Genomic DNA, 12,734 nt, shown 5'->3' with positions numbered 1-12,734 from the left:
AAAATATAAATGGAAAGTAGCAGCAAGATATCTATTCCAGATTATCAGCCTCTAAGCATAGAGTCGTTAGGGAAACCTATTCACGTTATTCGAGATAAATTGGATGATTTAATATCTACCTCGTGTAATGGCCTGACGTATGAGCTGCAAAACTGGTTAAAAACTCATCATGCAGAAGCTAATATAAATCTAGTTTCACTGCATACTTTTACACCAAGTGAAATGGATAAGTCTATTATCAGTACTTTCCGACATGATGGCGGCGGGCGAGTATTTATCCATACCGATAGCCAGACACTAATTAAATTAGCTGACAGCTTTTACGACGCTAAAATGGAAAGAAGCCACACTTCACTTAACAATAGTGACTTGCGGCTTCAGGAAAAAATCGGACGTCTGATCATCAACTGGCTGGCTCCTGAGGAAATGTGGTCTGACTGTGAATTCGAGCCAGCACAGGGAACCGGTCTTTACGCCACCATTGACGTCAACCTCAACGACCACCAAGGCACCATTCACGTTAAGCTAGATGAACTGCTTGTTGCCACATTGACAGAACAGCTGGACCTACAACCCAAAGAGTCAATGTACGAACCTTTCTGTCAATCTCTTGCTTCGACTCCCGTCAAGCTCAATGTCTTACTTAGTAAAAAAACCATGCCGCTCAGTGAATTGATTTCACTGCAGCCCAACGACGTATTACCCATCGAATTATTGTCTTCAGCTCCCGTCAGTATTGGCCAAGAACATCTTTTTTCTGGTCGAGTCGCGGAGAATGATGGGCAGCTAGTTTTAATTCTTAATCAAGATAAGGAATCTTTTTAATGAGCGAGACAACAGAGACCACCGCATTTAATGGTGAAGAACTGAACTTTGATGACTTTCAATTGGAAGATACGCACACCGACATTCTCGATGCTGCAATACCAACTCCAGAACGTGATCTGAGCTTTTTCAAGAATATTCCTGTTACCGTAACTTTAGAAGTTGCCAGTAAAGATATCGCCTTGGGCGATCTGATGAAAGCTGGAGAAGGCAGTGTCATAGAGCTCGACAAACTCAATGGCGAACCTCTGGACGTTAAAGTCAACGGCTCTCTGATGGGCCATGCGGAAGTGGTTGTCGTGAACGAAAAATATGGTCTGAGACTGATTGATATCGTCGATTCAGCTCTAACTTCTGCGGTTCAGTAAGGGTTCACCGAAACATGACTAAGTCACCTTCCTTTCAGGGATGGGGGATCCTAATCGGTTTGGTTAGCCTGCTCTTCGCTTTCCCTTCTGTTGCGAATGAGTCAGGCTTAACCATTTTGTCTGTCAGTGACGGAGCAACCCAACAAGAATACAGTGTAAAACTGCAGATTCTGTTATTGATGACAGCCCTGAGTTTTCTTCCTGCATTTATTCTGATGGCCACCAGCTTTACCCGCATTATTGTGGTTCTCGCGATCCTGCGTCAGGCGTTAGGGCTCCAACAAAGCCCACCTAACCGAGTGTTAGTCGGTATTGCACTCGCGCTGTCGCTACTGATCATGCGCCCTGTCTGGACAGACATTTACCAGAATGCTTTCCAGCCATACGACAATGGTGAAATTACTTTAATGCAGGCGTTTTCTGTTGCAGAAAAGCCCGTACGCAATTTCATGTTGGCACAAACTCAGCAGACGTCTCTGGAACAAATGCTGCGCATTGCTAATGAGCCACTCGATACCGCGCTGGAGGACATCTCATTTGCCGTGGTACTGCCCGCTTTTGTCATCAGTGAGCTCAAAACCGCTTTTCAAATCGGCTTCATGCTGTTTATTCCGTTTCTAATCATTGACCTTGTCGTCGCCAGTGTCCTCATGGCAATGGGTATGATGATGCTATCGCCGCTGATTATCTCACTTCCATTCAAGCTGGTGGTGTTTGTTCTGGTTGATGGCTGGGCCATGACGGTCGGCACATTATCCGCCAGTTTTGGGTAACAGGAGTTCACATGACACCAGAAATGACCGTCACCCTGTTTTCCAATGCGGTATGGCTGATTATCACCATGGTCGCAGTGCTGGTTGTGCCCGGTCTGATAGTCGGCCTTGGCATTGCAATTTTTCAGGCCGCCACGCAAATCAATGAGCAAACACTGAGCTTTCTACCAAGGCTTCTGGTCACGTTACTCATGGTAATTTTTGCTGGGCACTGGATGCTACGTAAAATCATGGAGCTGTTCGACTACCTGTTCCACAATATTCCAGGAATGATTGGCTGATGGAGGTCACTTTCGCAGAAATCTCTCGCGTCCTTGGTCAGCTATGGTGGCCTTTCTTCCGTATAGGCGCGGTATTTATCTCCATGCCTTTCTTTGGCGATTCATTGATACCCGTCTGGGTACGCAGCTTACTGGCGCTCTCGATTGTGATGATCTCTGCTCCTTTGATGCCGCCAATGCCAGCGGTCGAGTTTTTCTCGATGACCTCGCTGTTTCTCGCCTTCGAACAAGCCATTTGGGGATTATTCTTTGGCCTGATTTTGCACATGCTGTTTACCATTTTTACGACGCTGGGCCAGATAGTCTCAATGCAGATGGGCTTAGGCATGGCGATGATGAACGACCCTGTCAACGGCATGTCCGTGGCAATTCTTGGTCGTATCTTTCTGATTTTCTGCACCTTGCTGTTTTTATCTCTCGAAGGTCATTTAGTGGTACTCGATGTCCTTATCCAGAGTTTTGTTGTCTGGCCAGTCGGTTCCGGCCTAACTTCAGCTTCTCTGCAAGGCATCGTTAATTTATTCAGTTGGATGTTTGCATCTGCGCTGGCACTCGCCCTTCCTGCCATTGTCTCCATGTTGTTAGCAAACATCAGCTTTGGTGTGATGAACCGAGCAGCACCGTCACTGAATGTCTATGCATTAGGCTTTCCAATGACCATGCTACTAGGGTTATTCAGCGTGCTCATTTCTGTGTCTGGTGTGCCGAGCCGATATACTGTGCTGGTCAACGACACCCTACGTTTTCTGAATCAATTCATGGTGGGGGGCGGATGAGCGAACAATCCTCTCAGGACAAAACCGAAAAAGCCTCCCCGCAGAAAATCAAGAAAGCGCGTCAGGAAGGTCAGATTCCCAGAGCGAAAGAGTTCACGACAGCCGCTATTTTTCTCGCTGTTGCCGTGTATTTCTATAGTCAGCTTCCAGTAATTTGGGAAAGCATTTCGGGTATCTTTCGCTTTAACATGGCACTGACTAAACAGGATTTAGCGAATCCTAAGCAAATGGTCGAGCAGCTCGGCCACAGCCTCGGCATGATCATTACGCTGCTTTTGCCAATGTTTGTCGTGATTATTGCCGTTACGCTTGCCAGTACTATGGTGCTGGGTGGATGGATGTTCCGTTTAGCGAACGCTTTTCCAAAGCTGAGTAAACTTAACCCTCTCAGCGGAATAAAACGGATGTTTTCAACGCGTTCACTGGTTGAACTGCTGAAATCTACCCTCAAAGTACTGGTTATTTTTAGCGTGCTCTACGCTTATCTCGATAACCGCCTGCAACCGTTATTGGGCATGCAGCGACTTTCGCTGGAGCAAGGTGTGGTTAACGTCATGCAAATTCTATTCGATGGTCTGTTAATGATGGGATTTGCCTTACTACTATTCGGCGTTATTGACATCCCCTACCAACGCTGGGAGCACATGAAAGAGCTCAAAATGACCAAACAAGAGCTCAAAGAAGAATACAAAAACAACGAAGGACGCCCTGAGGTCAAGCAGCGTATTCGCCAGATTCAACAACAATTTGCTCGGCGTAAAATCGATAAGATGGTACCGACAGCAGATGTGGTCATCACCAACCCGACCCACTACGCCGTAGCAATGAAGTATGACCCTGCGTTATCAGACGCCCCATTTGTGGTTGCCAAAGGCGTGGACGAAACAGCGATGCATATTCAACGTATCGCCCGTGAAAATCAGGTTGAAATCATCAACTCGCCACCGCTAACCCGTTCCATTTACTACACCACTGCAATTGAACAAGCTGTTCCAAGCCAGCTCTATATCGCAGTGGCGCATATTCTGACGTATGTCATGCAACTCAAAGCATTCCGTACCGGAAATGGAGAGAAGCCAATGCCTTTACCTCACTTCGCCATTCCAAAGCATTTGCAACACTGATCATCCGTATTTACCCAAGGACACCAACCTATGCTCAATCGGTTAAAACAGATACAACATTCCACAAAAGGCTTTGTCGGTATTCCGCTGATCTTACTAATGGTGCTGGCTATGGTCATCTTGCCACTGCCGCCATTGCTATTGGATGCCTTGTTCACTTTTAATATCGTGCTCGCCATTTTGGTGCTGTTGGTCAGTACAACAGCTAAACGCCCACTCGACTTTTCCATTTTCCCAACCATTTTGTTGGTGGCGACATTATTACGACTGACGCTCAACGTCGCTTCAACTCGAGTCGTCTTACTCGAAGGTCACAATGGTGGTGATGCCGCAGGTAAGGTCATTCAGGCCTTTGGTGAGGTAGTGATAGGCGGCAACTATGTAGTCGGTATGGTGATTTTCGTCATATTGATGATCATCAACTTCGTGGTGATCACCAAAGGTGGTGAACGTATTTCAGAAGTATCAGCACGTTTTACGCTTGACGCTTTACCTGGCAAGCAAATGGCAATCGATGCGGATCTCAATGCGGGTTTGATCGATCAGGAAGCTGCCCGTCAGCGCAGACGTGAAGTGGCAAATGAAGCTGATTTCCACGGTTCTATGGATGGTGCGTCAAAGTTTGTTAGAGGTGATGCTATCGCCGGGTTGCTTATCCTGTTCATTAACATCACAGGTGGTATTAGCATCGGTGTATTTGAACACGGACTTGCTGCCTCCGAGGCGTTTAAAACCTATGCGCTACTGACTATTGGTGACGGCTTAGTAGCCCAAATACCGTCACTGCTTTTAGCAACCGCAGCAGCCATTATCGTTACTCGCATCAACGACAGCGACAACGATATGTCAGAAACCATGCAAAAGCAGTTATTGGCTTCGCCGGCTACTCTGTTTACTGTATCAGCGGTAATGCTAATCATCGGCATGGTACCTGGCATGCCTCACCTTGCCTTCTTTACTTTTGCTGCTGTGCTTGGATTTGCAGCCTGGAGACAACACAAAAGCCCCGTTCATGATGCTCAGATTGAAGACGTCGAAGTACTCACTCAGGCCATGCAACAGGAAGAAACTCCGCTAAGCTGGGAAGACATTCCACATGTACACACACTGTCTTTAGCACTCGGTTACCGACTGGTTCATCTGGTCAACAAAGAACAAGGCGCGCCACTCACCCAGCGAATCCGCGGTGTAAGGCGTAACCTGTCTGAGCAAGTCGGCTTCTTGCTACCGGAAGTGCGTATTCGTGACAACCTGAGCCTAAAACCCAACCAATACACCATTTCACTCAACGGAGAAACGATAGAGCAAGGCTTTATCGAGCCAGAGCGTTTGATGGCGATTGCTGTTGGCGAGACGTATGGCGAAGTCGATGGCATTCTTGGCAGCGACCCTGCCTATCAGTTGCCAGCAGTTTGGATTGAGCACACAGATAAAGCCAAAGCGCTCAATATGGGTTATCAGGTGGTAGATGATGCGACTGTCATCGCAACCCATATCAGTAAAGTGATCAAAACCCACCTTTCAGAGCTGTTTAATCACGATGATGTTGATGCCATGATGCAGAGGCTGACCCAGCAAGCGCCGAAGCTGGCAGAAGCTCTTGGCGCAGCACTCAATCCAGCACAGCAGCTGAAGGTGTATCGTCAACTTTTGCTTGATCAGGTGCCTTTGCAAGATATTCGTACTATCTCGAACACCATGCTTGAATCGTCTGAAAACACCAAAGATCCGATACTTCTGGCGGCTGATGTGCGATGCGCATTGCGCCGTACTCTGGTCAACTTGATCGCAGGTCAGAAAGTGGAACTGAAGGTGTATGCACTCTCCGATGAACTGGAACAAATGCTGATGACATCTCTTCAGCAGGCACAAGCAAGTGGCAGTGTGAACCTCGACAGTTTCCCTGTGGAACCTAACATTCTGGCTCAGTTTCAACAAAATTTACCTTTGATTAAACAGCAGCTAAAACAGCAAGGGCTGGCACCAATACTCCTGGTTATGCCGCAGCTTAGACCGCTGATTGCCCGCTATGCTCGCACGTTTTCTCAAGGATTGGCGGTATTGTCATACAACGAAATACCAGAAACAAAACAAATCAACGTGGTAGGAAACCTTGGCTAACCTCAACTCACATCAGGCGATGTACAGATACATCGCCAAGCTCATGGAAGAGCACCTTAAGACCGAAGATGATCAAATCATCCATGAAGCATTGGTCCACAACGACATCCGGCATGCGTGTCAGGCTATCCGCTCTGCCGACTCAGGCGAAGTCGAATTTCAGCACCTGACACTCAGGTTTGGCGGTGACGGAGAACAAAGTGTGTATCAATTCGACCTGTCTCAAAAGGTCAAGTACTGCCTAGATTTATTCAGCCTGTACCTAGCGCTGCGCCAGACCCGCTTTCAACTAGATACATTTCATCCGGACTTAATCAGCAACGTCGTCGTCCCCCTTCAGGTCGAAGCTCTTGTCTGGCCGCAGGGTGAACATTTTTTGCAGCAAGTTATTCTCTGCCATAAGAAAGCGTTCGCGCATGTTATTCCTTCACTGCAACTTAGTCATTCATTAGGGTTTGCCTCGTCGGTAGAAAACCTGATCGAGCTTGTCGGAGAATATGCTTATGCGCTGTGGTTTGAAGTTGCTCCACCCTGCCCTTTACTTGAGCAGTTGGCTTGCTATGAGCCTGCAATGCTGAAACTCTCGGTGTCACTGGAAGATAAAGAGGACCGAATGGCCTTTTTGCCCATCGTTCGTTTTCTGAAAAAGCATAAACTAAAGTGGGTCGCCAGTCGGGTTGCCAGCCAAAAAGAGCTGAACCAATACAAATTACTTGGCGCTAGTTACTATTTTGGTTACTTCAGTGATATCCCAACCTCACTCTCTTTTAAGACGTTTACCAACGAATACGAAGCCTAGTTAATCCACTAATTGGCGCTAACAGCACCAATTAGTGGAATCAACCTCACTAAATCAGCGCCAATTCTCTAAATATTCCAGTAATTTAAACTTTTTAGTTAATCTTCGATATTTATCGTCCGCCTCCTGTTAGTGACCAGGGAAATCCTGAAGCCAAAATCTGAGTATTGTGAAAAACGAAGGAGACCATAATGGCTTTATCAATGCACACTAACTACGCATCACTAGTTACACAGAACACACTAAGCAGCACAAACGATCTACTGACTACCGCTATGGAGCGTCTAAGTACTGGTATGCGTATCAACTCTGCAGCGGATGATGCCGCAGGTCTGACAATCGCTAACAAACTTGAAGCACAAACTCGTGGTATGTCTGTCGCAATGCGTAACTCTCAAGATGCAATCTCAATGCTGCAAACAGCAGACGGCGCACTAGAAGAGCTAACTAACATTGCTTACCGCATGAAAGACCTTGCTACTCAAGGTGCGAACGGCACAAACGGTACCACTGAGCTTTCAGCTCTAAACGCAGAATATCAAGAGCTTGAGAAAGAAGCGGTACGTATTATGGGTGAAACCACATACGGCGCAGGTCAAAAGCTACTGACTGGTGGCAAACTTGCTGCAGCAGTAGATTTTCAAATCGGCGCATCAGGTGCAGAGAAGCTCACTGTTGACGTGTCTACTGCACTAGGCGACGTAGACTTCACTACAACAGGTGACCTTGATACTAATGCTAACTCTAACGCTCAAATCGCTGTTGTTGATGGTTTATTTGATAAAATCAACACTGTGCGCTCATCACTAGGTGCAAACATTAACCGTCTTGAGCACACCATCAACAACCTTGCAAACGTATCTGAAAACACGGCTGCTGCGAAAGGCCGAATCACAGATGCTGACTTCGCAATTGAATCTTCAAACATGACGAAGAACCAAATGCTAATGCAAGCGGGTACAACAGTTCTTTCTCAAACAAACCAGCTGCCAGGCATGGCAATGTCTCTACTTCGCTAATTGGCAAGAGACACTCTTCTATTTATTTACTCCAGTGATTTTAGCCTCCCTTGCGGAGGCTTTTTTTGTTTTAAGACTCCTAGTCAAAACCTTTTTCATTTAACAAACCCTGCCATTTGGTCGCCTTAAAACATTGAGCAAAGCTGAGTTTCATTCAAGGAAGCAGCGGAACTCAGCAATGGGAAGTCGTACTTCCGCAAAACCAAGAATGAATGCATAAGTCATTGATATTTAAAAGCTAACTGCATGGCATTCATCTTGCTATTTCTCTAATTAAATCAGAAAGATGATGGTGGTATGAACCACAACGGTCATACACAAAAGACAAGGGAGCACTCTGATGAGTTCGATCGATCCAGCAACCATGGCACAGCAACTGGCAACCTTTGATGTCCAGTCGTTTAGACAACGCTACACCACTCAAGCTTCCCAGTATCAATCTCAACTGGATGCGCTTGGTAAAGTCGAATCTGCATTGCGTGAGTTCCGTACTGCTGTGAATGAAATGAACAACAGCACATCAGGGATCATCAAAAACAGCGCAACTGTGTCGAGTGAAGGGTTCTTCACTGCCAGTGCTGACTCCAAAGCACTGACGGGCAGTTACCAAATTTTTGTAGAACAAGTCGCCACAACGCATCAGGTATCAACTGGCATGCCTGCCGATCTGGAGCCTACAACGGAAGTGCCACTGACTGGCACGCTCGAGTTTAAAATCAACGGCGAGACAATGACGTTGGATCTTTCCACTCTGGACAGTGACGGAGGTGGTAAGGCAACCATGGCTGACTTAACTTCGGCCATCAACAATGACCCCGATAATCCGGGTGTTAACGCCACCTTGGTTCGCTCAGGCGGCAAAACCCACTTCATGCTCTCCAGTGAAGAAACTGGGGTAGCAAACAAGATTGAAGTTTCGGCGACAGGGACTGGACAGAGTTGGTTTGAAGATGCCTTCACCAACCTCAATCAAATCAGCGAAGCAAAAGACGCCATCATTTGGCTAGGAGCGAAAGACTCAGGCCTTAAACTCGAAGGCAGCAGCAATACGTTTAGTGATGCTATTGATGGCCTCGACATCACTGTCAGCAAAGCCCAAGAAACCGGCGAATCGCCGTTAACCCTCAGCGTAGGTGGTGACAATGACGCCACTAAAGAGCAGGTCAACAAATTTATCGACGCCTATAACAAGTTGATGTCGACCGTTGACGAATACACCAAAGTAGACACGGAAAACAACACTCGGGCTGTTCTAGCCAGTGACCCTACCCTACGAGCGATTGAAAGCCAGGTGAAGTCTGTTGTGCGTGGAGATTTCGGTGGCCTTCGCCTGAGTCAGGTCGGTATTGAGATCGATCGTGACGGAAAAATGAAGCTCGACTCAGAAAAGTTCGAGCAGGCTCAAATCGATAACAGTACAGGCCTTGAAGCAATGTTCAACGGTGACGGCAACCTGCTAGATAGCATCGACACCATTATCGAGCCTTACCTGCAGTTCTCTTCCGGTTTGTTTAAATCTCGAAAAGACGCACTAAAGCAGAACATTGATCGCATCAACGACAAACAGGTCGTGTTGGACCGTAAATACGATATGGCTTACGACCGCTACCTCAAACAATTTACCCAAATGAACACCATTATGCGCCAAATGAACCAAACCATGTCGATGTTTGGTTAATGGGCACCAGGAGACGTTTTTATGTTAATGGACTCAGGCTACAACTCTTATCAGCAAGTCGATCTTGATGCTCAGGCTGCTTCGGCGAACCCACATCAATTGGTAGTGATGTTAATAGACGGACTACTCAACGAAATTGAACGAGTTCGAGGCCACATGGCCTCAGGCCGCCTTGCAGAAAAAGGGGCTGGCATCAATAAGTGCATGAATATTTTGGTTGGCCTAGATAGCGCACTTGATGCAGAGAATGGCGGCGAAATCGCTGAGAACCTCCACCAGCTATACGACTTTTGTCAGGTTGAGCTTTATCAGGCAAGCGTACAAAACAATCTGGACAAACTCACCAGTGTGGAACATGTCATGAACAATATACGTGAGGGGTGGATGAGTTTTGGTCAGCAAGCATAAGGTGTCCCCTGAACGATTTCGCCATCTCGCGAAACTGATTCATATCGCGACAAAAACCCAGGACTGGCAAGGTCTGAAACGCTATGACCTTCAATTGAGAGAGCTGCTGGAAAGCCATCAGCCCTACCTCAAAGATCCTAGACTCGCGCCTGTCATTACCGAAGTGAAAGCTGTACACAAACAAGCTTTTGACGCACTGGATAAGGCCATTAACGAACTGGAAGCAGAGATTAATGTTGTCGACGCTCAGCATGAGCGTGCAAAAGCTTACCAGCTTGCGATGACCATGGAGTACTAGCAATGAACACACCTTCACTGCACACCATGACAGGTCAAAGACCAGAGCAGTTCTCCGCTGATGGTACGATCCAAAAAGCCCGTGGATTCGGTCAACCTGCCGAACAGAACACTGGCTTTACTCTCATGGGGCAACCAGCATCGACGCTTACTGGCAGTCAGCCAAATGCTGAACAAACTGTCGTGACCTTAACGGATGATAGCGAGGAGATGCTAGGGCAGGAAAATAGCTCAGATCATACAACTGCGCTACCGATTGAAAGCCCTCTTCTGCTGAAAGAACACTCCGCGACCACGGACGCTTTAGCTTTGCTACAGCTGAAACAAAAGCGAGTAGCAAGCGGTGCTCAAACGTTCGATGCTATGACAGGCTCAGTGGGCACAAATTCGTCAGACAGAATGACACCGCAGAGTATAAGCCATCAACTGATGAAGCAGACAAGCGGGCCTTTGAGTATCGACGCGCCTGTAAGCCAGAGCCCATCAGTTCAGAATGTTCTGCAAACCTTGGCCTCAACACAAGCGCAGCCACAGCCTCAAGCCTCTCACCAACAACCTATAGCAACGTCTGCACAAACAGCAGAGTGGGCAGCAGTTAAGGTCGATACGAGTGCAGCTAAGTGGGGCGAACAAATGATGCAGGTATTGCATGACAGAGTCTCACTTCAAGCACAACAAAGCATGCAAGAAGCCAAGATCCGTCTAGATCCGCCAGAGCTTGGAAAGCTGGACTTGCTGGTACGCGTTGATGGCGACCGCCTCAATGTGCAAATCAACGCTAATGCGGCAGCAACCCGCGAGGCCTTACTTCAGGTTTCTGACCGGCTGCGAGCTGAGTTGCAAGACCAGAACTTTGTCCATGTCGACGTCAACGTAGGCTCAGGAGAAAGTGAACGCGACCAGTCACCTCATCAAGGTGAACAGCAAACACACATTTTCGACAGTCGCGAGTTTGCCAATTCAGACAATCCCAATGATCCATCAGAGCATTGGCTCAGCACACACGCATAATTAGGAATAGGGTTATGACAAAAAAACAAATGATCGCGGTATTTTCAGCGATGATCCTCACCAGTGCCCTGGTTTCAGCCGCAACCGTAGTTGGTGGAATTTGGTTCTTAAAGCAATCGGGGAATAGTAACAATTCAGAATCATTTTTCGCAGACTCTCCCCTTGCCTTCCTTACCGAAGAACGCAACCCAGCTCAGACGCCTAGCTTCCACTCATTGGACAAAATTGTCCTCAGCGTTAAAGGAAAGCGCCAGACCCACTTCGTCATGCTGGAAGTCGCGATTGAAACTCGCCGCCCTGAACGCATTCAAAATATTGATGACTACATGCCAATTGTGCGCAATTCACTACTGAAGCTTTTCAGCGACAAAACCTACGAAGATCTGCATCAGGACGGCGCAGTTAACCTGCTCCAGAATCAGGTCAAACAAACGGTGCTGCTAGCCTTTGAGAAAACCGACATTCTTCGCGATATCGATGACGTCTTGCTGACGAAATACGTCGTGCAATAAGGAGCACGGCCTATGTTGGATATGAACTTTCAGGAAGAATACGGCGTCGAAGGTGAAATCAGTTCACCTTCCATTCCTATTGATGAGAACAAGTTGCTCAAACAGCACCAAGTGCTGGTCAACCGTATCGTCAATCAACTCAGAGCCCATGCTACACCGCATTGCAGCATCGAAGACATGCAGCAAATTGGCCTTATTGGTTTACTGGAAGCGGGCCGTCGATACGGAAACGTTGAGGACCCCAACTTCCCTGCCTTCGCGGTCTGTCGGATCCGTGGCTCAATACTGGATGAGTTGCGCCGGCTTGACTGGCGATCACGAAAAACGCGTCAACAAGCTCATGAGCTCAATGATGTCACTCGTGATCTGATGCGCTCTCTTGGCCGGCAACCGACCGATGCCGAAATCATCAAAGCATTGGGAACAGACGAACAAGATTATCTGACTCGCCAAAACGCGGCCCTCGCTGGGGAAATGCAAAGCCTAGATCAATTGATTGAAAACGGTATCGAAGCACAATCTGACGCTGTTTATGACGGAATGTCCCATGAGCAAACTCGTCGCAGTCTTGAATTTGCTCTGAATAAACTGCCCAAAAGAGATCAACTGCTGCTGACGCTGTTTTATCAACACGAACTCAACCTTCACGAAATCGCTTTAGTGCTTGATCTGACGCCTCCGAGAATTTGTCAGCTGCACAAACAAGCACTCAAACAACTCAACCACTACTTATCCTCCTAGG

15 protein-coding genes are annotated in these 12,734 nt (G+C 47.4%); all 15 read left to right on the top strand.

The features are described from left to right. Positions 1–9 precede the first annotated feature (9 nt). The 15 genes from F0265_RS12810 (at position 10) to F0265_RS12740 (ending at position 12,733) form a co-directional block, all read left to right on the top strand. Positions 10–825 carry a FliM/FliN family flagellar motor C-terminal domain-containing protein gene (locus tag F0265_RS12810; RefSeq protein WP_171749184.1) on the top strand — a complete coding sequence of 272 codons (816 nt, stop codon included), beginning with the start codon at positions 10–12 and terminating at the stop codon, positions 823–825. After that, positions 825–1,193, top strand: a complete 369-nt coding sequence (fliN, locus tag F0265_RS12805; protein WP_064487850.1) for a flagellar motor switch protein FliN — start codon at positions 825–827, stop codon at positions 1,191–1,193. Before F0265_RS12810 ends, fliN begins: the two co-directional genes overlap by 1 nt. A 14-nt stretch (positions 1,194–1,207) precedes the next feature. Then, positions 1,208–1,966: a flagellar type III secretion system pore protein FliP gene (gene fliP, locus F0265_RS12800; protein WP_006963034.1), complete on the top strand. Its 759-nt coding sequence runs from the start codon at positions 1,208–1,210 to the stop codon at positions 1,964–1,966. A gap of 11 nt (positions 1,967–1,977) precedes the next feature. Continuing rightward, on the top strand, positions 1,978–2,247 hold the full coding sequence (gene fliQ, locus F0265_RS12795) for a flagellar biosynthesis protein FliQ (protein WP_006963035.1): 270 nt from the start codon (positions 1,978–1,980) through the stop codon (positions 2,245–2,247). Continuing rightward, complete coding sequence (gene fliR, locus F0265_RS12790; protein ID WP_165579541.1) at positions 2,247–3,023, top strand: flagellar biosynthetic protein FliR; 777 nt, start codon at positions 2,247–2,249, stop codon at positions 3,021–3,023. Before fliQ ends, fliR begins: the two co-directional genes overlap by 1 nt. Further along, a complete protein-coding gene (flhB, locus tag F0265_RS12785; protein WP_171749183.1) occupies positions 3,020–4,147 on the top strand; it encodes a flagellar biosynthesis protein FlhB in 1,128 nt (375 codons plus the stop codon). Before fliR ends, flhB begins: the two co-directional genes overlap by 4 nt. Positions 4,148–4,177: 30 nt before the next feature. Continuing rightward, positions 4,178–6,268 (top strand): flagellar biosynthesis protein FlhA, encoded by a 2,091-nt coding sequence (gene flhA, locus F0265_RS12780; protein ID WP_171749182.1) that lies wholly within the window; start codon positions 4,178–4,180, stop codon positions 6,266–6,268. Continuing rightward, a complete protein-coding gene (locus F0265_RS12775; protein WP_038156260.1) occupies positions 6,261–7,067 on the top strand; it encodes a diguanylate phosphodiesterase in 807 nt (268 codons plus the stop codon). Before flhA ends, F0265_RS12775 begins: the two co-directional genes overlap by 8 nt. Before the next feature lie 191 nt (positions 7,068–7,258). Further along, positions 7,259–8,086 (top strand): lateral flagellin LafA, encoded by an 828-nt coding sequence (gene lafA, locus F0265_RS12770; RefSeq protein WP_065741358.1) that lies wholly within the window; start codon positions 7,259–7,261, stop codon positions 8,084–8,086. A 340-nt stretch (positions 8,087–8,426) separates the two neighbouring features. Beyond that, entirely contained in the window at positions 8,427–9,764 is a 1,338-nt protein-coding gene (gene fliD, locus F0265_RS12765; protein ID WP_171749181.1) for a flagellar filament capping protein FliD, read from the top strand. Positions 9,765–9,785: 21 nt separating this feature from the next. Continuing rightward, positions 9,786–10,172 carry a flagellar export chaperone FliS gene (gene fliS, locus F0265_RS12760; protein ID WP_006963042.1) on the top strand — a complete coding sequence of 129 codons (387 nt, stop codon included), beginning with the start codon at positions 9,786–9,788 and terminating at the stop codon, positions 10,170–10,172. Beyond that, positions 10,156–10,470, top strand: a complete 315-nt coding sequence (locus F0265_RS12755) for a hypothetical protein (RefSeq protein WP_019277547.1) — start codon at positions 10,156–10,158, stop codon at positions 10,468–10,470. The genes fliS and F0265_RS12755 overlap by 17 nt, the downstream gene beginning before the upstream one ends. A 2-nt stretch (positions 10,471–10,472) precedes the next feature. Then, positions 10,473–11,480, top strand: a complete 1,008-nt coding sequence (locus tag F0265_RS12750; RefSeq protein WP_171749180.1) for a flagellar hook-length control protein FliK — start codon at positions 10,473–10,475, stop codon at positions 11,478–11,480. 14 nt (positions 11,481–11,494) lie between these two features. Continuing rightward, entirely contained in the window at positions 11,495–11,992 is a 498-nt protein-coding gene (locus F0265_RS12745; RefSeq protein WP_019277545.1) for a flagellar basal body-associated FliL family protein, read from the top strand. A gap of 12 nt (positions 11,993–12,004) precedes the next feature. Further along, a complete protein-coding gene (locus tag F0265_RS12740) occupies positions 12,005–12,733 on the top strand; it encodes a FliA/WhiG family RNA polymerase sigma factor (RefSeq protein ID WP_006963046.1) in 729 nt (242 codons plus the stop codon). Position 12,734: the final 1 nt, after the last annotated feature.

Origin of the sequence: Vibrio sp. RE88 (assembly GCF_013113835.1) — a bacterium.
Taxonomy (GTDB): domain Bacteria; phylum Pseudomonadota; class Gammaproteobacteria; order Enterobacterales; family Vibrionaceae; genus Vibrio.
This window is presented reverse-complemented; position numbering and strand designations above follow the sequence as displayed.

Excerpts from the sequence above, each read along its gene's own strand:
- F0265_RS12810 (WP_171749184.1), top strand. The coding sequence starts at position 10 with ATGGAAAGTAGCAGCAAGATATCTATTCCAGATTATCAGCCTCTAAGC.
- fliN (WP_064487850.1), top strand. The coding sequence starts at position 825 with ATGAGCGAGACAACAGAGACCACCGCATTTAATGGTGAAGAACTGAAC.
- fliP (WP_006963034.1), top strand. The coding sequence starts at position 1,208 with ATGACTAAGTCACCTTCCTTTCAGGGATGGGGGATCCTAATCGGTTTG.
- fliQ (WP_006963035.1), top strand. The coding sequence starts at position 1,978 with ATGACACCAGAAATGACCGTCACCCTGTTTTCCAATGCGGTATGGCTG.
- fliR (WP_165579541.1), top strand. The coding sequence starts at position 2,247 with ATGGAGGTCACTTTCGCAGAAATCTCTCGCGTCCTTGGTCAGCTATGG.
- flhB (WP_171749183.1), top strand. The coding sequence starts at position 3,020 with ATGAGCGAACAATCCTCTCAGGACAAAACCGAAAAAGCCTCCCCGCAG.
- flhA (WP_171749182.1), top strand. The coding sequence starts at position 4,178 with ATGCTCAATCGGTTAAAACAGATACAACATTCCACAAAAGGCTTTGTC.
- lafA (WP_065741358.1), top strand. The coding sequence starts at position 7,259 with ATGGCTTTATCAATGCACACTAACTACGCATCACTAGTTACACAGAAC.
- fliD (WP_171749181.1), top strand. The coding sequence starts at position 8,427 with ATGAGTTCGATCGATCCAGCAACCATGGCACAGCAACTGGCAACCTTT.
- fliS (WP_006963042.1), top strand. The coding sequence starts at position 9,786 with ATGTTAATGGACTCAGGCTACAACTCTTATCAGCAAGTCGATCTTGAT.
- F0265_RS12750 (WP_171749180.1), top strand. The coding sequence starts at position 10,473 with ATGAACACACCTTCACTGCACACCATGACAGGTCAAAGACCAGAGCAG.
- F0265_RS12745 (WP_019277545.1), top strand. The coding sequence starts at position 11,495 with ATGACAAAAAAACAAATGATCGCGGTATTTTCAGCGATGATCCTCACC.
- F0265_RS12740 (WP_006963046.1), top strand. The coding sequence starts at position 12,005 with ATGTTGGATATGAACTTTCAGGAAGAATACGGCGTCGAAGGTGAAATC.